The sequence below is a fragment of the Hydrogenophaga sp. genome, assembly GCF_041633695.1.
Taxonomy (GTDB): Bacteria; Pseudomonadota; Gammaproteobacteria; order Burkholderiales; family Burkholderiaceae_C; genus Hydrogenophaga.
In genome coordinates this window covers 1-19,799 of the sequence record NZ_JBFJMY010000030.1, presented here as the reverse complement: position 1 = coordinate 19,799, position 19,799 = coordinate 1, and the positions used below count along the sequence as shown (strand labels likewise).

The 19,799-nt window shown below is 62.3% G+C and carries 21 protein-coding genes and 1 pseudogene; 11 read left to right on the top strand and 11 right to left on the bottom strand.

All coding sequences use genetic code 11. The features are described 5' to 3' along the window. Positions 1-868 (bottom strand): penicillin acylase family protein (locus tag ABYB95_RS03410; protein ID WP_372657041.1); only part of this gene is annotated, 868 nt, incomplete at its 3' end. 104 nt (positions 869-972) lie between these two features. After that, positions 973-1,917, bottom strand: a complete 945-nt coding sequence (locus tag ABYB95_RS03405; protein ID WP_372657040.1) for an adenylate/guanylate cyclase domain-containing protein — start codon at positions 1,915-1,917, stop codon at positions 973-975. Positions 1,918-2,364: 447 nt separating this feature from the next. Here ABYB95_RS03405 and ABYB95_RS03400 point away from each other — a divergent pair, with 447 nt between their 5' ends. After that, complete coding sequence (locus ABYB95_RS03400; RefSeq protein WP_372657039.1) at positions 2,365-2,655, top strand: hypothetical protein; 291 nt, start codon at positions 2,365-2,367, stop codon at positions 2,653-2,655. A 17-nt stretch (positions 2,656-2,672) separates the two neighbouring features. Here ABYB95_RS03400 and ABYB95_RS03395 read toward each other — a convergent pair whose 3' ends face one another. From ABYB95_RS03395 to ABYB95_RS03385, 3 genes are read right to left on the bottom strand one after another with little or no spacing between them, the layout of a single operon-like run. Then, entirely contained in the window at positions 2,673-3,614 is a 942-nt protein-coding gene (locus ABYB95_RS03395; RefSeq protein ID WP_372657038.1) for an LD-carboxypeptidase, read from the bottom strand. 33 nt (positions 3,615-3,647) lie between these two features. Further along, positions 3,648-5,084 carry a tRNA adenosine(34) deaminase TadA gene (tadA, locus tag ABYB95_RS03390; protein WP_372657037.1) on the bottom strand — a complete coding sequence of 479 codons (1,437 nt, stop codon included), beginning with the start codon at positions 5,082-5,084 and terminating at the stop codon, positions 3,648-3,650. After that, a complete protein-coding gene (locus ABYB95_RS03385) occupies positions 5,084-5,719 on the bottom strand; it encodes an FMN-binding negative transcriptional regulator (protein ID WP_372657036.1) in 636 nt (211 codons plus the stop codon). The genes tadA and ABYB95_RS03385 overlap by 1 nt, the downstream gene beginning before the upstream one ends. A gap of 74 nt (positions 5,720-5,793) precedes the next feature. Between ABYB95_RS03385 and ABYB95_RS03380 the strand changes: the two genes are divergently transcribed. Then, the gene (locus tag ABYB95_RS03380; RefSeq protein WP_372657035.1) at positions 5,794-6,171 is read left to right on the top strand and encodes a thioredoxin family protein; all 378 of its coding nucleotides are present in this window, start codon (positions 5,794-5,796) and stop codon (positions 6,169-6,171) included. Between the two features lie 9 nt (positions 6,172-6,180). Here ABYB95_RS03380 and ABYB95_RS03375 read toward each other — a convergent pair whose 3' ends face one another. Next, entirely contained in the window at positions 6,181-7,152 is a 972-nt protein-coding gene (locus ABYB95_RS03375; RefSeq protein WP_372657034.1) for a GlxA family transcriptional regulator, read from the bottom strand. A 181-nt stretch (positions 7,153-7,333) separates the two neighbouring features. Here ABYB95_RS03375 and ABYB95_RS03370 point away from each other — a divergent pair, with 181 nt between their 5' ends. Continuing rightward, entirely contained in the window at positions 7,334-8,137 is an 804-nt protein-coding gene (locus ABYB95_RS03370) for an MBL fold metallo-hydrolase (RefSeq protein ID WP_372657033.1), read from the top strand. Positions 8,138-8,229: 92 nt separating this feature from the next. Here ABYB95_RS03370 and ABYB95_RS03365 read toward each other — a convergent pair whose 3' ends face one another. The 3 genes from ABYB95_RS03365 to ABYB95_RS03355 form a co-directional block, all read right to left on the bottom strand. Next, positions 8,230-9,414, bottom strand: a complete 1,185-nt coding sequence (locus tag ABYB95_RS03365; RefSeq protein ID WP_372657032.1) for a branched-chain amino acid ABC transporter substrate-binding protein — start codon at positions 9,412-9,414, stop codon at positions 8,230-8,232. A gap of 196 nt (positions 9,415-9,610) precedes the next feature. Further along, the gene (locus ABYB95_RS03360) at positions 9,611-10,051 is read right to left on the bottom strand and encodes a DNA polymerase III subunit chi (RefSeq protein WP_372657031.1); all 441 of its coding nucleotides are present in this window, start codon (positions 10,049-10,051) and stop codon (positions 9,611-9,613) included. A 22-nt stretch (positions 10,052-10,073) separates the two neighbouring features. Then, entirely contained in the window at positions 10,074-11,645 is a 1,572-nt protein-coding gene (locus tag ABYB95_RS03355; protein WP_372657030.1) for a leucyl aminopeptidase, read from the bottom strand. 25 nt (positions 11,646-11,670) lie between these two features. Between ABYB95_RS03355 and lptF the strand changes: the two genes are divergently transcribed. The 8 genes and pseudogenes from lptF (at position 11,671) to ABYB95_RS03315 (ending at position 18,427) form a co-directional block, all read left to right on the top strand. Continuing rightward, positions 11,671-12,795, top strand: coding sequence for an LPS export ABC transporter permease LptF (gene lptF, locus ABYB95_RS03350; RefSeq protein ID WP_372657029.1), 1,125 nt, complete (start codon positions 11,671-11,673; stop codon positions 12,793-12,795). Continuing rightward, positions 12,792-13,910 (top strand): annotated as a pseudogene (gene lptG, locus ABYB95_RS03345) (LPS export ABC transporter permease LptG). Before lptF ends, lptG begins: the two are co-directional and overlap by 4 nt. Before the next feature lie 4 nt (positions 13,911-13,914). Beyond that, positions 13,915-14,280 (top strand): sirohydrochlorin chelatase, encoded by a 366-nt coding sequence (locus ABYB95_RS03340; protein ID WP_372657028.1) that lies wholly within the window; start codon positions 13,915-13,917, stop codon positions 14,278-14,280. Beyond that, complete coding sequence (locus ABYB95_RS03335; RefSeq protein WP_372657027.1) at positions 14,277-15,221, top strand: CysB family HTH-type transcriptional regulator; 945 nt, start codon at positions 14,277-14,279, stop codon at positions 15,219-15,221. Before ABYB95_RS03340 ends, ABYB95_RS03335 begins: the two co-directional genes overlap by 4 nt. Before the next feature lie 122 nt (positions 15,222-15,343). After that, the gene (locus ABYB95_RS03330) at positions 15,344-16,522 is read left to right on the top strand and encodes a pyridoxal phosphate-dependent aminotransferase (protein ID WP_372657026.1); all 1,179 of its coding nucleotides are present in this window, start codon (positions 15,344-15,346) and stop codon (positions 16,520-16,522) included. Positions 16,523-16,733: 211 nt separating this feature from the next. Next, a complete protein-coding gene (locus ABYB95_RS03325; protein ID WP_372657025.1) occupies positions 16,734-17,291 on the top strand; it encodes a septation protein A in 558 nt (185 codons plus the stop codon). Further along, on the top strand, positions 17,288-17,587 hold the full coding sequence (locus tag ABYB95_RS03320) for a BolA family protein (protein WP_372657024.1): 300 nt from the start codon (positions 17,288-17,290) through the stop codon (positions 17,585-17,587). Before ABYB95_RS03325 ends, ABYB95_RS03320 begins: the two co-directional genes overlap by 4 nt. Before the next feature lie 60 nt (positions 17,588-17,647). Continuing rightward, positions 17,648-18,427 carry a peptidylprolyl isomerase gene (locus tag ABYB95_RS03315; RefSeq protein WP_372657023.1) on the top strand — a complete coding sequence of 260 codons (780 nt, stop codon included), beginning with the start codon at positions 17,648-17,650 and terminating at the stop codon, positions 18,425-18,427. A gap of 82 nt (positions 18,428-18,509) precedes the next feature. On the opposite strand, the gene ABYB95_RS03310 is transcribed toward ABYB95_RS03315, so the two are convergent. Together ABYB95_RS03310 and ABYB95_RS03305 are read right to left on the bottom strand one after the other, a co-directional pair. After that, positions 18,510-19,220, bottom strand: a complete 711-nt coding sequence (locus tag ABYB95_RS03310) for a heparan-alpha-glucosaminide N-acetyltransferase (protein WP_372657042.1) — start codon at positions 19,218-19,220, stop codon at positions 18,510-18,512. 71 nt (positions 19,221-19,291) lie between these two features. Further along, on the bottom strand, positions 19,292-19,799 hold a 508-nt coding region (locus ABYB95_RS03305), incomplete at its 5' end, for an alpha/beta fold hydrolase (RefSeq protein WP_372657022.1).

The window sequence follows — 19,799 nt, the reverse complement described above, 5'->3', positions numbered from 1 at the left end:
CCAGCAAAGGCATGCCGGTGGCACTGCGCGAGCCGTCCACCACCCAGTTGTTCGAGCCCTTGCCCTCGATGTTGCCCAGCTCACGCGTCCAGTCCCGCATATCGGCGACCAGTTGTGCGCTGAATCCACTCGGTAGAGGTTCAGCAAGCGACTGGCGGGTCGCGGGCAGTTGCTGGGTCGCTGGGCGGTAAACATGCAGGTCGCGGTACAGCCGCGCCAAATCGGTCTGACTCGCGGGCGGCTCTCCGGGATAGGCCGGGAACAGCTGCCAAAGTTGATCGGTGTCGAGCACTTGCAGCGCGGACAAGCGGGCAAATTCGTTGCCCCAGTTGCCGCCCAGATCCAGCGCCATCATGATCGACCAGCCGGCGCTGTCCAGGGCATCCCAATACCGCCCTGCGCGCGCGGCTTCGCGCGGGTTCACGCCCAGCAGCTGGAATTCGGGGGGCAGCGCCTGCTGGCCGTCGGCAAAAAAAGCGTTGATGCCATCGCTGTAGGCCTGCAGTGCCACGCGCGCCTCCTCCGGCAAACCCGCGAGCTGCCGCTGGGCGGCTTCGCGTATGCCCAAAGTGCGCAGCAGCACATCGGTTTCCAGCGTCGCCGGGCCCAATATTTCGGAGAGCGTTCCGCGCATGAGGCGGCGGTTGAATTCGAGTTGCCAGGCCCGTTCCTGGGCATGCACATAGCCCATGGCCATCCAGGCGTCGTGCGGTTCCAAGGCCTGGATGTGCGTCACATCGCTGGCGTCCCGCCGCACCTGCACCGGATGTCGAAGCCCGGACAGTTGCAGCTCACCGTCGACCTGCGGCAGGCTGCGCGCCACGTAGATAGAGCCCGCAGCAGCCACGAGCACAGCCAGCAAGGCCATGGTCCAACAGACTCTTTTGATCCACCGCATGGGCATTTTCCCGTTTGTTCTTGTGCCGTCCGAACTGGGACTGCCGACCATCGCCGGTCGCACCTGCCGACGCTCTAAGCGGGTGCCGCGCTGCGTCCCAGCACCATATGGCCATCCACCAGTTTGAAGCTGATGGTGGGCGCGCTGAAATCTGAAAAAGGCGCACCCATGGCAATTTCGCCGTCGCTGTGCAACAGACACTCTTGTCGGCGCAAGGCGATCATGTTGTCGGTGCCATTGAAGCGCACCCAAGTGCCATAGCTGCTGATATCTTCCAGCACATAGTTGCCGGAACGGATGTCGATGCTGACGTGCAGGCGGGAAACCCGAGGATCGTTGACCACAAAATCGGCTTCCGGCACCCGCCCAATTTTCAAGGGCAGGTCGGTCAAATTGTAGGCATGCGAAACATCGAGCCACCCCAATTCGATGCCACCGAACACCGATTCGCCGGTGCCGATTCCCGTGTGCAAATCGGCTGGCAAGGTGAGGAATTCCGAAAGCATCTCGGGTTGCCACTCGATTCGGAACACCTCACAAGATTCGACCCGGCCTTTGATTTGCATCGGCCCCAGACTGCGGCTGCGCACGCCCGAACGGGGTCCCAGTTTGCGCACCACCTGATCGGTGACCAGTATCTGCTCCGGTCCGGCCAGGTCACTCAGACGCGAGGCCACATTGACCGCATCGCCAAAGCAGTCGCCATCGACCTGCACCACTTGGCCACGCGCCATGCCGACTTGCATCAACAGCTTGAGGCGGTTGGGCCAGTATGAGACGCGCTTGGCGTGGTCCTGCTGGATCTGGACCATGGTGTCCACCGCATGCCGGTTGTTGGTGAAAGACAGCAACACCCCGTCGCCCAACATCTTGACGACCTTGCCACCGTGTTCCATGCCGACGGACCCAATCCACTGGGTCAATTTGGTCACCGCTTTGGTCGCGCGATCATTGCCCAATGTTTCAAACACCGACACGCTTCCCGTCAAATCTACAAATGCAATCGTCAGTTCTGCCATATGGGGTGTGAATGTACTCCGTGAATTACAACATAGGCGAGCCGATTGCCTGACCGGTGGCCAGGTTCAGCGCAAACTGTGCCAGACCCGACCGGGCACCGAATCGACTGTGAGATAAATCCGTCGAGGCAACAGGAACATACTTTTACATGCAGAGCGGCGCTGCCTCATGGCTGCGTTCAAAGGTGTTACCCGGTGGTTGTTCGATCCGCCTGGACCGCCCAACCGCTTGCATGTCCAAACTTCTATTTACGACAAAAGTTCGTACTTGCAATATTTGCCATCCAAGGCGCAAACGAACGGGTTGTGGTTTTTTTGCTTTACTGGTGTTTCAACGGATTGCAAGGTCTATATGGTCCGGCGTATTCTGCACATCAACAAAGACAACGTCGTTGAGGTGATCGCATGCGCTGGTTCAAACCAGGAATTCGCAACAGTATTTCAGCTTTGCTGGGATCCGAATTGCGCAAAGATTCGCCAGAGTCTCTTGAGCCCGTGCGCCAAGCCATGTTGGCTGTGCTGGGCGAAAACGGAGCGGCCAGCAACCCTCAACTCACGCACCGGCTGAAGCACATGCACGATGCCCATGCCTTGTGGTTTGCCCGTGCCGAAATGGTGGCGGTATTGAGCCAACTGCATGGCGAAGCCGTGGCGGTGGACCGGGTGATGAGCCTGACCCCGGTGTTTGAAGGCTTGCTACCCAAGAGCCTCATGGAGCCCAGCCGCCCACGCCGCTGAGCACCCTCTCTGCTGTTTCAACCCCAGTACAACAGCGCATCCCTTCCCTGCACCATCAGCTCGATCTGTTGCCCCACCGGCAACAAGACTTTGGTCGGCACATGCCCAAAGGGCAATCCCGTCAGTACCGGTATCCGCGTTTTGCTGCGCAGCCAGTCGACCACGGTTTGCAGCTTGTAGCCCTTGTCGTGGGGCCCGAGTTGGTATCGGTTGAACGCGCCCAACACAACCGCTTTTTGCTGGCCCAGAATGCCGGCGTTCAGCAACTGTGTGAGTTGGCGTTCGATGCGGTAGGGGTGCTCGTTGACATCTTCCAGAAACAACACACCGCCTTTCACCGCGGGCAGATACGGCGTACCGACCAGGGCGCACAGCACCGACAGATTGCCGCCCCACAGCGTGGCCTTGCGCAGTTTGAATTCCGGTGCTTGCTCTGCGCTTGGTTTGCCGAAACGGCTCAGCGCCGGTCCGTCGGTCTTGGGCAAGCGCCAGCCGGTGCCCTCTCCTTGTCCGCAGACCAGGTCGTCGAAACAGGCTTCCATGATGTCGTCGGGCACGCCTTCGGCGCCAAAGTCTTCGCCCAGCGCAGGACCAGCCCAGGTGACTGCGCCGGTTTTGGCCAGCACGGCGCTCTGGAACGCGGTGAAGTCGCTCAAGCCCACGTAGCGCGTGCCACGCGCTATGGAGCGCGCGATTTTTTTGTAGGGCAGCTCGGGCAGCAGGCGGGTCAAACCATAGCCGCCTCTTGATATCAGCGCGATATCGGCTTCGCTGTCGGCCGCGCGCGCGATGGCGGCCAGGCGGGTTTCGTCGTCACCTGCGAAGCGGGTATGGCTGTGCAGTGCGGCTTCGTCGATTTCGACATCGTGTCCCAAGGTTTGGAGGCGCGCAATGCCGCGCCGAAAAGCGGCTTTGTCGCGAACGGCGCTGGAAGGGGAATAGATGTAAATGTGGCTCATGGTCGATCAGGATACAGGGTGGACGATCAGATTTCAGCGGGCATCGTCAGAGGCTGAGGATCGGAAATATGGGTTGGCGACTTCGGCGAGTTGGGCTCCCGGCTCCTCGGGTACGCAGCCGGTCAAAGGCCCGCGCAAGCCTTCGAGCCCGGCATCGGCAGCGTGTTGCACCACACGCAACGCAGCTTCGGCCAGGAGCAGATCTTGCGGGCCACATGCCACCATGCTTTGCCCCTGCCATTGACGACGCCAAAAATCGCGGACCGATTCGGCAAGCGCGAGCTTCTCGCTGCTCGCTTCGGTGTGCATGGACGGAAATGCACGCAGGGCGGCGCAGTGTCCGCGGTCTGGAAAAGGGGCCATATAGGCGGCACACGCTGGCTCGCTGAAACGCCGGTTTGTTTGACGCAGGGTGCGAAGGTATTCACCCAAGCCTTTTTCAGGATGTTTGCCCATGAGATCAAGCCAGGTCGGTCCATCGCCCGGCTGCAGCACGGCGTCGTCGGCACCGCCGACCAGCAGTACACCGCTGTAGCGTTTTGGCGCCTGGACCGGCAAGCTCAGGCCCAGCAAGGCATCTGACCCGGGAAGTACCAGCACCAGCCGGCGCAAATCCAGCCGCTCCACCCATTCCAGCAGTACCTGCCGGTGCCATTGAAAACGGTGGAGGTGCTCCTTTTTGGGCTTGTCGCTCTTGCCAAAGCCCACCAGATCGGGTGCCAGAACACGTGCGCCACTGGAAAGAAGTGCGGGAATCAGCTTGCGCCAGTTATAGCTCCAGAGCGGGTATGGATGCAGGCACAAGTAGGTCAAGGGCGCGTCCAGAGGACCTTCATCCAGGTAGTGCATGCGCAGACCGTTCAGGCTGGGCAGGTCGCCGATGAAATGTTCGCGCCAGGCGTAATCGGGAAGAACTTTGAAGCGCGCTTCGGGTGTGCGCAGCGCGTCTTCGCGCAAAGGCCAGGGGTTGCCGCGTCGCTGTTGAAAAAACGTCTGGAGCAACTGCCCGCAGTCCTGCGCCAAAACACCGCCCTGCACCTGGGTCTGGTGGTTCAGGCGCGCGTCGGAAAAGACGTTCAGCACCGAACCGGCGGCGCCGGTTTTCGGATCGGCGGCGCCGAACACGACGCGGTCGAGTCGGGCATGCAACATCGCGCCACTGCACATGGTGCAAGGCTCCAGCGTCACGTAGAGCGTGCAGCCCTCCAGCCGGTAATTGCCCAGCACGCGCGCCGCCGCACGCAGCGCTTCCATTTCGGCGTGTGCGGTCGGGTCATGTCCGCCGACCGGTGCGTTGTGGCCTGTCGCGACGACGACCCCGTTTCTCACCACCACCGCCCCGACCGGAACCTCGCCCTTGCGGGCTGCTGCATGGGCCTGTTCCAGTGCGACACGCATGAAGCCCTCGTCGCAGGCCTGGATTTCGTCAGGCTGGCGAGCAGGTTCGGCGCTGTGAGCGGCGTCGGGCATCAATCCGCCGATGACGAGGCGTCCACGAGCCCCAAGCGCCGCATCCAGACCGCGAGCGCTCGCTCGTCGGCGTTGCCCTGGGCATAGGACGCGTACATGGCCGCGTGTGCTTCCGGGCGGTGCTGGTTGAGCTTGAGCTTGCATTGCAGCTGGGTCACGCGCAGTTCAAAAGCCACGATGGCGCCCAACATGCGCTGCTGGAAAGCAGGATCCAGCGACCGCCACTGCGCGGCGTACGCCGGATCGTGGTCCCCGATCAGGTGTTTCAGCAGCGCGTCCTTGTCGTCCAACGCATCGATCAACCGGGCCTGCACGGTGCAATGCACCATCAGGTAGTTCCAAGTGGGTACGCGGGCCAGATCCGGGTACACGCTGGGGGACATATAGGCCTGCGGGCCCATGAAGCTCACCACCGCCTGGGGCCGCTCTTGCAAATAGCGCCAATGCGGGTTGGCTCTGGCGCAATGCCCGAGCAGCACGACGTCGCTGCCCTCTTCTTGCAGGTGCATCGGCACGGGCGTGGCATACGGCAATCCGTCGTCATCCACCGAGATCAGCTGGGCCAGCGGGTGGGCACGCATCAGCTCCCGTGCAAGGGCCGGATCTTTTGCGTCAAATGCAGAAGTGAGGTACATGGAATGGATTGTTGCAGGTTCTTCCAACCAGGTTGCGGTACCCGCCTCGAGCGGGACTTCGCTAGACTGGCGGCATGCAAAAAGCCGCCGGATTGATTGTGATAGGGCTGTGCGCCCAGTGGTGTGGGACTTGTCGGGACTACCTGCCCGTTTTTGACGCGCTGGCCAAAGAAGAGCCGGACCAACGTTTTGTCTGGCTCGACATCGAAGACGAAGCCGATCTGGTGGCCAACCTGGAGGTGGAGACCTTCCCGACGCTGGTGATCGGCTTGCACGACCAACTGCTGTTCGCCGGCCCCGTGCTGCCCCGCCTGAGCGACGCCCGCCGATTGCTCGCCGCATTGTGGGAAGCCCATATGGAAGGTGAAGCACCTGCCGCCTCGCGTTTGCTGCCCGACCAGCGCCGCGACTACCTGGCCATTGTTCGCCACGTCATCAACACGGGCGCTTGAGCCAGCGCTTCAACGGCGCCGGTACTTCGCGGGGGTTTCACCAACCTGTTCCGAGAACAGGCGTGCAAAACTCGCCGGATCCGAATAGCCGACCGCTTCGATGATGCGGACAACAGGCCACCGGGTACTTTTCAAAAGCTGTTTGGCCTTTTCCACCCTCGCCTCGCGCAGCAAGGCCAGCGGAGACACGCCAGTCTCGCCCTTGACCCGGCGCATCAATGTGCGGCTGCTGACGTGAAACGCTTGCGCCACCCTTTCCAGGTCGTAGTCTTCGGTCAACCGGGCCTCAAACCATTGCCTGAGGTTTTGCGAGAAAGTGGGTAGGCGACGTTCCAGCAGGTGGTTGTCCACATAGGGTGCTTGGCTCGTACGCTGACTGGGAAGCAAGGCCGCATTGGCGGTTGCGGTGGCGACTTCGGCGCCCAAATGGCGCTTGACCAGGTGGATCGCCAAGTCGAAAGCCGAGCTGACCGCAGCCGAGGTGATCACCGCGCCGTCTTCCAGCAAAATCGCGTCCGATTGCAACCTGGCCGCAGGGTAGCGGGCGGCCAGGTCGCCAGCAAATAGCCAAGCCGTCGTGACTTGGCGTGCGGCCAGCAAGCCCGCTTCGCCCAGCAAGAACGCGCCGACACAGATGGAGGCCACGGTCGAGCCACTGGCAAAACCGTGGCGAATGAAGGCCACCTCCCGCGTCAGCGGAGCCAGTTTGGCCGACCAATCTGGCTGCCGTCGGGTTTCCATGCCCGGCACGATCAGCAGGTCGTAGTGGCCGACGGGGCGCCCGACCCGCAGCGCAAGCCCGCCCGCCACGGTGACGTTCCGCCCCGTCAATCCGATCAGTTCCACGTCCAGGCGCACCCCGCGTTTCGCGCCCAAACCGTCGTCGATATCGCTGGCAATGCGCAGCACATCGGCGATGCCGAACAGTTGGGTGGGCATGCACCCGTTGTAAGCCAGGACGGCCATGCGAATGGTTTTCATCCGGCGTACTTGAAGGGGTTGATCAGAATTTTGCAACATTTGTCGGTATTGGCAATTTTATAGTCCATACCGACATGTCCGTCATGAGGCCACCAGACCGATCATGCAAGGGCTGCCCCCAAGCCGCTCACCCACCGATTGGTGGCACCAGCGGCCAACCATTTTCAATGGACCTCACCCTATGGGAAAACCCCACATCATCAAAATCCCCATCCTGCCGTTCGGCTTGGTCAACTGCCACCTGATCCTCGGCGAAACGGGTTGCGTGCTGGTTGACACCGGATTGCCCGGCTCCGAAGCCAAGATTGAACGCGCGCTGAAAAAGCATGGTCGCAGCTTTCGCGACGTTGACTTGATCGTGGTCACACATGCCCATGTCGACCACGCAGGCTCGGCCGCCAAACTGCGTGAGCTCACCGGCGCACCCATCCTCGCCCATGCCGGTGACCTGGACTACTACGCTCAGCGCAAGAAAATGACCTTCTGCGAAACCGGCTGGTTTGGGCGGTTTTTCATGCGTACCGGCCTGATCCTGCAACCCTATGCCCCCTTTACCCCGGACATCTTGCTAAACGACGAAGCCTCCCCCATGGACCTGAGCCCGTATGGCGTCGCTGGGGTGGCTCGGCACACGCCCGGGCACACCAGAGGCTCGGTATCGGTTCAGTTGACCAGCGGAGATGCGTTGGTGGGCGACTTGGTGGCCTCCGGAATTTTGTTGGGTGGTCTGGTGCGCACCGAGCATGCGATACGGCCCCCGTTCGAAGACGATCCACAAACGGTGGCAGTGGAGTTGCTGGGCATGGTGGATGCTGGCATGCAACGCTTCCACATGGGGCACGGTGGCCCGCTGATCGCCGGTGAAGTGCGGCGCCACGCCCTGTCACTGCGCGGGCTGCAGCCGGGCCGCATGTATGGCGTGCAGTCCCCTTGCGCTTGCAACAACGAACAGCCTGGCGCAGAGAGGGTCAGACCCGGTTGTTGAAAACGGCCGCGTTCAACAAAAGCTGGTGGCAAAAAAAATGCCACCTCGCGGTGGCATTTTCACGGTAGCCGTAAACAGCTATCGAATGTGCATCAGCGGATGACGGCCAAGGTGGTGCGGACACCGCCTTTGTAGGTCATCAACGTCAAAGCGCCATTCTTGATGTCGCCTTTTTCGTCGAACGTGATGTGACCGGTCACGCCTTTGTAGTCGGTGGCCTTCAGTGCGGGCAGGTATTTCACCGGGTCGGACGAGTTGGCGGTCACCATGGCGTTGGCCATGACCTTCACCGCGTCGTAGACGTAGGGCGCATAAACCTGGACTTCGGCACCGAATTTGGTCTTGAAGTCGGTGCGGAATTTCTCCATGCCGACCTTTTCTTCACCTTCAACACCACCGGCTTCGGCACAGAAAACCGTGTCGTCGCCCATGCCGTCACCGGCCAGCTTGGGCAATTCGCTGGAGCAAATGCCGTCGCCGCCCATGAACTTGGCGGTGATGCCCAGTTGCTTCATCTGCTTGAGCATCGGACCGGCCACAGCGTCCATGCCGCCGAAGAACACGACGTCGGGCTTTTTGGCCTTCAAGGTGGTCAGGATGGCATTGAAGTCGGTGGCTTTGTCGTTGGTGAACTCACGGCCCACCACGGAGCCGCCTGCGGCCACGACACCTTTTTCAAACTCGTCGGCAACGCCCTGGCCATAAGCCGTGCGGTCGTCGATCACGGCCACGGTTTTGGCTTGGAGGCTTTCCACGGCGTATTTGCCCAGCGTGCCACCCAGGTGCACGTCGTCGGCAACCATGCGGAACGCGCCGGCATAGCCTTGACGGGTGTACTTGGGGTTGGTCGCCGACGGGGAAATCTGGGGCAGACCAGCGTCGTTGTACAACTGCGAAGCCGGGATGGTGGTGCCCGAGTTCAAATGGCCGATCACGCCAGCCACTTTGGCGTCGATCAGCTTTTGCGCGGCAGCCGTGCCCTGCTTGGGATCGGCGGCGTCGTCTTCGGCCAACAGTTCAAACGTAGTGGGCTTGCCATCGATGGTCAGACCGGCAGCGTTCAACTCTTCGATGGCCATGCGGGCACCGTTTTCGTTGTCTTTGCCCAAGTGGGCAATGGCACCGCTGGTCGGAGCCACGTGACCAATCTTGACGACCTGCGATTCAACCGCCGGTGCTGCAGCAGGAGCGGCAGCAGGAGCAGCCTCTTCTTTTTTGCCACAAGCGGCAAGAGCGACAGCCGCAGCGATAACGGCCAATTTGATGTTCAGTTGCATAGAGGTCCTCAGAAAGGATTAGGAATTGATATGCGGAGGGAACTTTTCTCCACATCTATGAAGATACTCCAAAAACCGAGGAGTTTTCAACTCCGGGAACATTCTGTCTCCGGGTTTCTGGCTTTGCGATGCCCTGCATCAAGCCGTTGAATGCCCCATAAGGCTGCCGCATGGCAAGCCGCCCCGCACACGAAGCTCAACCGGCTGAGCCTGGCGCCTTCAAATCGTGCCGCTCGGGGGTGACACCATCGGCCTGGTATTGCCGCCAGCGCTGCCGCGCCCGCGTGCGGTCGCCCTCGTCCTGTTCCACCACTTCAATGACGCGCGCGAACCGGTCGTAGCCCACCGCCACCGCATCGGTGAGGTTGAGCAACACATCGGCCTGGAAATCGGCGGGCAAGGCTGCGCCGGCAATGAAAATGGGCGAGCGGCTTTGCGTCTGATGGCTGTCGCTTTCGCGGCAGTGCGGCACAAAATCGGTGGGGGAGAGAGTCCACAAGGCCTGGGCCAAGCCGACGTCGCGCCCCGCCCCCGCCAGCACCACCAACCGCGCGCCTTTGAGAAAAGCCTTGCGCAGCAAGCGGCAGGCGTAGGCCCGCTTGTCAGGTGCGTTGAAATGGAACGCGACTGCGGTCATGTCGGATCAAGTGCACGCGGCTTCAAGCCTTGCGCTCGGCTGCAGCGGCCTTGCTGGTTTTTGCGCGCTGGGTGCCCACCGCTGTCTCCCGGGAGACTGTGGCGGTTTTGGGTTTGGTTCTGCTTTTGACCACGGGGGCGTCTGCAGCGGCTTCGTCCACCAGATACTGGAGCAACAAGGGCACCGGCCGGCCGGTGGCGCCTTTGGCGGCACCACTCTTCCAGGCGGTGCCCGCGATGTCCAGGTGCGCCCAAGGCAGGTCGGCGGTGAATTTTTGCAGGAACTTGGCCGCCGTGATGGAGCCTGCGGCGCGACCGGCCACGTTGCCCATGTCGGCAAAATTGGACTTGAGGCCTTCCGCGTATTCCTCGTCCAAGGGCATGCGCCAGCAAGGGTCGAGTACCTTCTCACCGGCTTGCTGCAAGGCGCTGGCCAGGTCGTCGCGGGGCGAAAACAGGCCACTGCGCACAGCACCCAGGGCGATCACGCAGGCACCGGTGAGGGTGGCGATGTCGATCACGCTGCGTGGCTTGAAGCGGGCGGCGTAGGTGAGTGCATCGCACAGAATCAGGCGCCCTTCGGCATCGGTGTTGAGGATTTCGATGGTCTGGCCGCTCATGCTGGTGACCACATCGCCCGGCTTGACCGCGCGGCCATCCGGCATGTTTTCGCAGGAGGGGATCAGGCCCACCACATTGATCGCAGGGCGCAATTCGGCCAGGGCGGCAAAGGTGCCGAGCACGCTGGCCGCACCACCCATGTCGTATTTCATTTCGTCCATCTCGGGTGCGGGTTTGATGGATATGCCCCCGGTGTCGAAGGTGATGCCCTTGCCCACCAGCACGACCGGCGCACTGGTTTTGGCGGCACCCTGGTACTGCATGACGATGAAGCGCAAAGGCTCGGCCGAGCCTTGCGCCACCGCCATGAAAGCGCCCATGCCCAAGGCGGCGACCTCTTTGGGGCCGAGCACCTGGGTCGAGATACCCGGCTTGCGACCCAGTTTGCGCGCGGCATCGGCCAGCATGCTGGGGGTGGCGTGGTTGGCCGGGCGATTGGCCCACTCTTTGGCCAGTTCCACGCCAGCAAAGAGAGCGACGCCGGCATCGAACCCGGGCCGGGTGATGGTGGTGCTGGACACGCCGACCACCACTTCGCGCAAAGCACGGGCTTTGGCCGAGGGTTTGGTCAGCGTGAAGACGTAGGTCGCGTCGCCACAGGCTTGCACGGCGCTGCGCACCGCGTCGGCGTCCGGGCCCAGCAGAGAGAGCAGCAGCCCCAGCTTTTTGATGCCGGGCTGCTTCAGACTGGACAGGCCTGCGGTGACGGCTTTGCGCACCGAAGCCGCACTGCCGTCGCCGGCACGCACCAGAACCACCCGCGGCGCCTTGACGCCCAGCGGCCGGTAGCAGGCCAGCGATTTGCCCACGCCTTTTTCAAGGTCGCCATGGCGCTGCGCCACTTCGAACAGTTTCCCCAGAGCGGTGTCGCTGGCTCGCGCTGCGTCCATGGTGTCGGGAACCAGCACCAGCAAGGCATCGACCGACCATGCAGCGGCCTGGGCCAGAGAAAGGGTTTTGAGTTCGAAGTTCATAATTGCGTTTTCCTTTTGGTTTTCGATGTTATTCCATTCTTCCATTCGCAAAGAACTGGCCCGCAGTTTCGGCGTCACCCTGGTGGTTTTGTTCACCATCGTGCTCACCATGCTGCTGATCCGGACCCTGGGCCTGGCCTCACGGGGCAGCGTCAACCCCGAGGAAATCATGCTGGTGCTGGGCTATACGGTGTTGGGCCGCATGCCCACCATTCTCACGCTGGCCTTGTTCATTTCCATTGTGTTCACGCTCTCGCGCATGTACCGCGACAGCGAAATGATCATCTGGTTCACCAGTGGCCAGTCCTTGGGCGGCTTTCTCGGGCCGGTGCTGCGTTTTGCCTGGCCGGTGTTGTTGGCGATCGTGCTGATGGTGCTGTTCATATGGCCCTGGGCGAATCAGCAAACCGACGATTTGCGCAGCCGCTTTGAGCGCCGGGGCGACTTGGAGCGCATCGCGCCGGGGCAGTTCCAGGAGTCGGCGTCGGGGAAACGCGTGATCTTCATCGACAAGGACACCGCCGACGGTACTGAAGGCCGCAACATCTTCATCTCCACCAAAGAGGACGACGGACGCGAAACGGTCACGTCGGCGCGCTCGGGCCGCATCGTGTGGGAGGGTGAGCAGCAAATTCTTTTGCTGAGCAACGGGCAGCGCCTGGAGTCCCCGCCGGATATGAGCAGCCTGAAAGTGAGCGAGTTCGGCGAATACGGCATTCAGATTGGCGTGGACACGGCGGCCACAGGTGGGGCGCAGTCGCTCAAGACCATGCAGATATGGGAGCTGCTGAGCGACCCCACACCGGCCAGGTTGGGTGAGCTGGGCTGGCGCATCGGCATGGGTCTCACCGCCTTGAATTTTGTGCTGGTGGCGCTCGCAACCAGCACCGGCAATCCGCGCGCCGGTCGGGGCGGCAACCTGTTCTTTTCGTTGTTTGCCTTCGTGTTCTATTACAACCTGCAGAACCTGGGGCAAAGCTGGATATCGAGCGGTCTGGTCGGTTTGGGCAGCTTCATGGCGCTGTCGCACGGAGGCGTTTTTGTGCTGACCGTGCTCTGGCTGCTCAAGCGCCACCACAATTTCAGCCTGCGGGCCTGGCTCAAAGCCTCGCACAGGCGGCACGCGCCGGTGGAGGGATCGGGCGCATGAGAACCATCCGCCGCCTGATTTATGGCGAGATTTTCGCCGCCGTGGCCTTTGTGCTGCTCGCGTTTCTGGCCTTGTTTTTCTTTTTTGATCTGGTCGACGAGTTGCCGCAACTGGGCAAGGCCTCGGTGCTGGATCCCAATATTGCCTATGAACTGCGGCACGCCCTGCTCTATGTGATGTTGATCATGCCCAGCCATGTGTACGAGCTGATGCCGATCGCGGTGTTGATCGGCTCGGTCTTTGTGCTGGCGCGCATGGCGCAAGGTTCGGAGTACACCATCTTGCGCACCAGCGGCCTGGGACCGTGGCGGGCCTTGCACACCTTGCTGGGCCTGGGACTGTTGTTCGTGGTCATCACCTTCGCCATTGGCGACTACGTCGCACCCATGACCGACAAAACGGCCCAATTGCTCAAGGCGCGCTACCAGGGGCGCATCAGCGTGGGGCAAACGGGCGCCTGGCTCAAGGAGCGCCAGACATTCACCAGTTTTTCGGTCAACGTGGGCGCCATGTCACCGCAGGGCGACATGAGCGATATCCGGATTTTCGAGTTCGACAACCAGGGGTTTCTGGTGTCGACCGTGGAGGCCAAGACCGGTCAGATCGAGGCTGGCGACGCCTGGACCTTGCGCAACGTGGAGCGGCGTGAGTTCGATACCGCTGGCCTGCACGCCGCTCAAATCAACCACCGCTCTCTGGACAGCTTGCAGTGGGCCAGCGGCATCAGCGCCGAGATGGTCTCTGTGGCCTTGCTCAAGCCCGACCGGATGCGAACCGCCGACCTGTTCGCCTATATCCAGCATTTGCAGGCCAACGGCCAGACCGCGCAACGCTACGAGATCGAGTTCTGGCGCAAGGTGTTCTACCCCTTGAGCTGCCTGGTCATGGTGGTGCTGGCACTGCCTTTTGCCTACTTGCACTTTCGTTCCGACAGCATCACCGGCTATGTGTTCGGTGGCGTCATGATCGGCATCAGCTTTTTTCTGCTGAACAACGTGTTTGGCTATATCGGCAACCTCAACCAATGGTAGCCCTGGCTGGCGGCAGCCTCGCCCGCGCTCATCTATTCCGTGGTGTCGCTGGGTGCCTTTGGCTGGCTGGTGCTCAGGCGGTGACAACATGCAGGCTGTGATCGTTTTTGCCCATGGGTCCCGCGACCCGCTCTGGCGTGCCCCGATCGAAGCGGTGGCGCGCGAGATCGCGCGCACCGCGCCCTCCACACCGGTGGCTTGCGCCTACCTGGAACTGTGCGAACCCGATTTGTCTGCGGCCACCCAGTCGCTGATCGACCAGGGTGCGACGCGCGTTCGGCTGTTGCCGCTGTTTTTCGGCATGGGCAAACACGCGCGCGAAGACTTGCCGCAGTTGATGGCCGAGCTGAGTGCGCAGCACCCCCAAGTGGTGTTTGAACCTCTGGCGCCGGCTGGCGAAGATCCGCGCCTGTGCGCTTTGTTGGCGCAGATCGCGCTGGAGCCCCTGCCATGAACCTGCACCAGTTCCGATTCGCGCAGGAAGCTGTGCGCCGCAACCTCAACCTGACCGAGGTGGCCAAGGCCTTGCACACCTCCCAACCCGGGGTTTCCAAAGCCATCATCGAGCTGGAAGACGAACTGGGGATCGAGATTTTTTCGCGCCACGGCAAACGCATCAAACGCGTGACCGAACCCGGCGTGCAGGTGCTCAAAAGCATCGACATCATCCTGCGCGAAGTCAACAACCTCAAGCGCATCGGCGAGCAGTATTCGGCGCAAGACAGCGGCACCCTGTCCATCGCCACCACCCACACCCAGGCCCGTTACGTGCTGCCCGGCCCGGTGGCCCAGTTGCGCCAGGCCTACCCCAAGGTCAATGTCAGCCTGCACCAGGGTTCGCCGGACCAGGTGGCCAAGATGCTGATGGAGGAAGTCGCGGAAATCGGCGTGGCCACCGAATCCCTGGTCAACTACCCGGAGCTGGTCACCCTGCCTTGCTACGAGTGGCAGCACGTGCTCGTGTTCCCGTTTGACCACCCCTTGCTGGAGCGCGAGCGCATCACCTTGGAAGATCTGGCCCAGGTGCCCCTGATCACCTACCACCCCAGCTTCACCGGGCGTACCCGCATCGACCAGGCGTTTGCCATGCGCCACCTCAGCCCCAACGTCGTGCTCGAAGCCATCGATTCCGATGTGATCAAAACCTACGTCAAGCTCGGCATGGGCGTGGGCATCGTGGCCGAAATGGCGGTGCAGGGCGACAACCAGACCGCCGACCTGGTGTCGCGTCCGGCGGCCCAGCTCTTTGGCCACAACCTCGCCCGCGTGGCGTTCAAGCGCGGCACCTATCTGCGCCAGTTTGTCTTGCGCTTTGGTGAATTGCTGAGCGAGCGCTTGTCGCGCGATCTGATTCTGCGCGCCATGAGCGGTACGCCGGACGACTATGAGTTGTGACGCGCCCGCATCGCCCCTTGTCGTCATTTGCGCCTCCCTCAGAGGATCAACAACACCTGCGGCCGGGCAAAGCCGATGCCGCGGTGTTCTTGATTGAACAACCTTGATTTCCAAAAAACGATATGCCATCCGCGTCGCTTCACACCCCCGCCCTCACCTCGCGCCTGCCGCAGGTGGGAACCACCATCTTCACCGTGATGTCGGCCCTGGCCACAGAGACTGGTGCGGTCAATCTGGGCCAAGGCTTTCCCGATTTTGACTGCGACCCGGCGCTGGTGAATGCCGTGACCACGGCCATGCTGGGCGGGCACAACCAGTACCCGCCCATGCCCGGTGTACCCGCGTTGCGCCAAGCCATGGCCGACAAAATCCAGGCCTTGTACGGGCACGCCTACGATCCACAAACCGAGATCACGGTCACGGCCGGGGCCACCCAGGCCATCCTGACCGCCATCCTGGCCGTGGTGCAGCCCGGCGACGAGGTGATCGTGCTCGACCCGTGCTACGACAGCTACGTGCCCAATATCGAACTCGCGGGCGGTGTGGCGGTGCGCGTGCCGCTGCGACCGGGCAGTTTCCGACCCGATTTCGATCGCATCGCCGCCGCTCTGTCGCCGCGCACCCGGGCGATCATCGTCAACAGCCCGCACAACCCCAGTGGCACGGTCTGGAGCGCGGCCGACATGCTGCACCTGCAGGCGCTGCTGGCGCCGACCGAGGTGCTGCTCATCAGCGACGAGGTCTACGAACACATGGTGTTCGATGGACAGCCGCACCAGAGCGCTGCGCGTTATCCCGGTCTGGCGGCCAGGGCCTTCATCGTCAGCAGCTTTGGCAAGACCTACCACGTCACCGGCTGGAAGATCGGTACCGTGGCGGCGCCCGCCGCGCTGATGGCCGAGTTCCGCAAAGTGCACCAGTTCAACGTGTTCACCGTCAACACGCCCATGCAGTACGCGCTGGCCAGCTACATGGCCGAACCCGCGCCCTACCGGGACCTGCCGGCCTTTTACCAGCGCAAACGCGACCTGTTCCGCGACGGCCTGGGCCAGACCCGGTTTCGCCTGCTGCCCAGCGAAGGCACCTATTTCCAGTGTGTGTCCATCAACGATCTGGCGGTGGCCGAGCGCGACCTGGGTGAAGCCGACTTCTGCCAGTGGTTGACGCGGGAAATCGGCGTGACCGCCATTCCCTTGTCGGCCTTCTACGGCGACGGCTTCGAGCAAAAAGTGGTGCGTTTCTGCTTTGCAAAAAAAGACGACACCTTGAAAACCGCGCTGCAGCGGCTGGCTCGGCTTTGAGGCTGTTTTCCTGGAACGGGGCGACAGCGGCACACGCGGCACGGGGAGCACCGATCCTGCCCGCCATGCCCGGCCCGTTCGGGGAACCCAGTGACACAAACCGGCTCTGAATACCCAGAACCTGGCGCTGCGTTGGCACGAGCCGTGTCCCCGACCCCCCGTGCGGTTCAGGGCTACAGCCCATGGTCACCACAAGACCGATAATCCCCCCATGCGCTTTCTCATCGACTTTTTCCCCATAGCCCTCTTCGTGGCAGCCTACAAGCTGCACGACATCTACACCGCCACCGGCGTGCTCATGGCCGCCACGCTGGTGCAGACCGGGCTGATCTACGCCATCGACAAGCGCTTGCAAACCTTGCACAAGGTAACGCTGGTGCTGGTGCTGGTGTTTGGTGCCCTGACCTTGGCCCTGCACGACGAGCGTTTCATCAAGTGGAAGCCCACGGTGCTTTACGCGAGCATGGCCATCGTGCTGGGGGCCGCCCTGTGGGTCTGGAAGAAAAACTTCCTGAAAATCATGCTCGGCAGCCAACTCCATCTGCCCGACGCGGTGTGGGTGCGGCTCACCGGCATCTGGATCGGCTATTTCCTGTTCATGGCCGCCACCAACGCCTATGTCGCGGCTTACTACTCCACCGAGACCTGGGTCAACTTCAAGCTCTGGGGCTATGCCTTCCCGGTGGTCTTCATCGTGGGGCAAGGCTTGTACATCTCGCGCTACCTGGGCGATGAAGCGCCCAAAGACCCGGAAGCGAAAAAACCATGAGCGACACCACCGTACCCTCCGCGGCTGCCATCGAGGCGCGTTTGCGCCAAGCCCTGGCCCCCGAGTTTCTGGAAGTGCTGGACGAAAGTGGCCAGCACGCCGGCCATGCCGGCGCCAACGGACTGGGCTATGGCACCCACTTTCGGGTGCGCATCGGCGGGCCCGCGTTTGTGGGGCATTCGCGCGTGGCCCAGCACCGGCTTGTGTATGATGCGCTGCAAAAATTCACCGATGCTGGACTGCACGCATTGGCCATCGAAATCCAGAAAAGCGACCTGGCAAGCGCTACACCTTGATACCGGTTCATTGAACCCATCCCGGCTTTTTAGCTCCCAACGTTTTCAACGAGGAAACCCATGAAATTTTCCCTCTCCGCCCTGACCGTGGCGGCTCTGATGCTGGCCGCCCCCTGGGCTGCCGCGCAAAACGTGGCCATCGTCAATGGCAAGGCCGTGCCCACCGCGCGGCTGGAAGCCCTGGCCAAGCAGGTGTCCGCTTCGGGCCAACCGGTGACCGACGAAGTGCGCGCCCGGATGAAAGAAGAAGTGGTGCTGCGTGAGATCTTCATGCAAGAAGCGCAAAAGCGCGGCGTGGCCGCCAGTGAAGAGTACAAAACCCAGATGGAGCTGGCACGCCAGACCATCATGATCCGCGCCATGTTCGCCGACTTCGCCAAAAAGAACCCGGTGACGGACGCCGAAACCAAGGCCGAGTACGACAAGTTCGTGGCGGCCAATGGCGGCAAGGAATACCGTGCCCGCCACATCCTGGTCGAGAAGGAAGACGAAGCCAAGGCCATCATCGCTTCACTCAAGGGCAGCGCCAAGTTTGAAGACATCGCCAAGAAACAATCCAAAGATCCCGGATCGGGCGCCAATGGCGGTGATCTGGACTGGGCCACGGCCGCCAGCTACGTGCCGGAGTTCTCCGAAGCCATGGTCAAACTGGAAAAAGGCCAGACCACCGAAACCCCGGTGAAGAGCCAGTTTGGCTGGCACATCATCCGTCTGGACGACGTGCGCCAAGCCGAATTGCCCAAGTACGACGACATCAAACCCCAGATTTCGCAGCAAATGCAGCAGCAAAAGCTGGCCGCCTTCCAGAAAGAGCTGCGCGACAAAGCCAAGGTGGAATAAGCCAAGCGTTCTTGCACGCACCAACAAAAAAGCGCGGCCCTGGCCGCGATTTTTTGTTGGTGCCGAAGCGCTGGGTTTGGGGTCAAGGCGAGAGGTACACCCCCAAACCGATCAATCCCAACAGCACCGGCTGGTGCAGCAGATAAAAGCTTAGGCTCCATTGCCCCAGCGTGACCAATCCCCGGTACAAGGTTGACGACCCGGTCTTTGAAGCATGCCCTGGGCCCCCCAACCAATGCCGCCGGTGGCGCAAGGCCCACTGCCCGGCCGCCACGCCCCACCACAACACGCCCAGCCAGGGCAGCAAGGGCACATAGTCTTCGGTCACGGGTTTGTGGCTGATGAAGCCCAGCCAATTGAGCCAGGGTGTGTTCAAGACCTCCAGCATGGGCCACTGGGCGATCGCCCATGGTGCCAACCATGGCAGGGCCAGGCCGGCGGCGCCCAGCGGCCAGAGCCACACGCCCCAGCCCGCCGTGCAGCGCGCCACGATCAGCATGAGGGCGATGCCGTGCAAGACGCCGAAGTAAATGAAACTGTTGGGAAACATGGCGACCGAACCGGCGGTGACCAGCAGCGCGGCCCCCGCGATCTGCGCCCAGCGGCGCCAGAAACGGGGCCAACTTTGCCCACGGTGCACCGCCATCGCTTGCGACAAGCCTGCGGTGAACAGGAACAGGCTGACGATGGCGGTGCGCTGCGTGGTCCAGAACGGGTCGCGGTGAAAATTTTCTTGCAGCAAGCCGAAGTGGTTGAGGTCAAAGCAGAAGTGGAACGCCGCCATCCACAGCATGGCGGTCGCACGCAGCAGGTCTATCCGGTCGAAGCGATCCGGAGCCGCGTGTGCCCATATGGGTCTCAGGCTCACGCCACGACCGTGCTGCGTATGCGCAGCAACAAATCGGCCAGCGCAAGCGGTTCGCTCACCATGGGATCGTGCCCGGTGGCCATTTCCAGCACCTGCCATCCCGGCTCGCTGCGCACCCGCTGGCGCATGGGCGCGATGGTGGCCAGCGCGGGCTGGTTGCAGTCGATGAAGCTGCGCGGCAGCGCCGCCAGATGGGCGGCGTCAAAGTCCAGCGGCTGCTGGTAGAGCCGAAAGGGCTGGGGTGTCTGGCGGCGGTTCACCCAGTCGCGGTCCGCGCCTTCCAGGCCAAACAGGCTGGCGTCGGGCGGTGGAAAGCTCAGGCCCCCGCTGGGCAGCGAAGCGTTCTGGCGCGTCTGGCGGGTTTCGTCGCTGTGGTGGCTGCTCCAGCTCTCACCCGGGCGCGGCACGGCGGCGTCCAGGTACACCATGTGTGCCAGCAAACCCGGTCGCTCCACCTGCAGGCGCCCGGCCACGCCGGTGATCACCATGCCGCCGTAGCTGTGG

Bases quoted from the DNA above. Each gene is read 5' to 3' on its own strand.
- ABYB95_RS03315 (WP_372657023.1), top strand. From the start codon at position 17,648: ATGAAATTTTCCCTCTCCGCCCTGACCGTGGCGGCTCTGATGCTGGCC.
- ABYB95_RS03405 (WP_372657040.1), bottom strand. From the start codon at position 1,917: ATGGCAGAACTGACGATTGCATTTGTAGATTTGACGGGAAGCGTGTCG.
- ABYB95_RS03340 (WP_372657028.1), top strand. From the start codon at position 13,915: ATGCAGGCTGTGATCGTTTTTGCCCATGGGTCCCGCGACCCGCTCTGG.
- ABYB95_RS03370 (WP_372657033.1), top strand. From the start codon at position 7,334: ATGGGAAAACCCCACATCATCAAAATCCCCATCCTGCCGTTCGGCTTG.
- tadA (WP_372657037.1), bottom strand. From the start codon at position 5,084: ATGCCCGACGCCGCTCACAGCGCCGAACCTGCTCGCCAGCCTGACGAA.
- ABYB95_RS03360 (WP_372657031.1), bottom strand. From the start codon at position 10,051: ATGACCGCAGTCGCGTTCCATTTCAACGCACCTGACAAGCGGGCCTAC.
- lptF (WP_372657029.1), top strand. From the start codon at position 11,671: ATGTTATTCCATTCTTCCATTCGCAAAGAACTGGCCCGCAGTTTCGGC.
- ABYB95_RS03320 (WP_372657024.1), top strand. From the start codon at position 17,288: ATGAGCGACACCACCGTACCCTCCGCGGCTGCCATCGAGGCGCGTTTG.
- ABYB95_RS03355 (WP_372657030.1), bottom strand. From the start codon at position 11,645: ATGAACTTCGAACTCAAAACCCTTTCTCTGGCCCAGGCCGCTGCATGG.
- ABYB95_RS03375 (WP_372657034.1), bottom strand. From the start codon at position 7,152: ATGAAAACCATTCGCATGGCCGTCCTGGCTTACAACGGGTGCATGCCC.
- ABYB95_RS03330 (WP_372657026.1), top strand. From the start codon at position 15,344: ATGCCATCCGCGTCGCTTCACACCCCCGCCCTCACCTCGCGCCTGCCG.
- ABYB95_RS03380 (WP_372657035.1), top strand. From the start codon at position 5,794: ATGCAAAAAGCCGCCGGATTGATTGTGATAGGGCTGTGCGCCCAGTGG.
- ABYB95_RS03325 (WP_372657025.1), top strand. From the start codon at position 16,734: ATGCGCTTTCTCATCGACTTTTTCCCCATAGCCCTCTTCGTGGCAGCC.
- ABYB95_RS03365 (WP_372657032.1), bottom strand. From the start codon at position 9,414: ATGCAACTGAACATCAAATTGGCCGTTATCGCTGCGGCTGTCGCTCTT.
- ABYB95_RS03310 (WP_372657042.1), bottom strand. From the start codon at position 19,220: ATGCTGTGGATGGCGGCGTTCCACTTCTGCTTTGACCTCAACCACTTC.
- ABYB95_RS03335 (WP_372657027.1), top strand. From the start codon at position 14,277: ATGAACCTGCACCAGTTCCGATTCGCGCAGGAAGCTGTGCGCCGCAAC.
- ABYB95_RS03385 (WP_372657036.1), bottom strand. From the start codon at position 5,719: ATGTACCTCACTTCTGCATTTGACGCAAAAGATCCGGCCCTTGCACGG.
- ABYB95_RS03395 (WP_372657038.1), bottom strand. From the start codon at position 3,614: ATGAGCCACATTTACATCTATTCCCCTTCCAGCGCCGTTCGCGACAAA.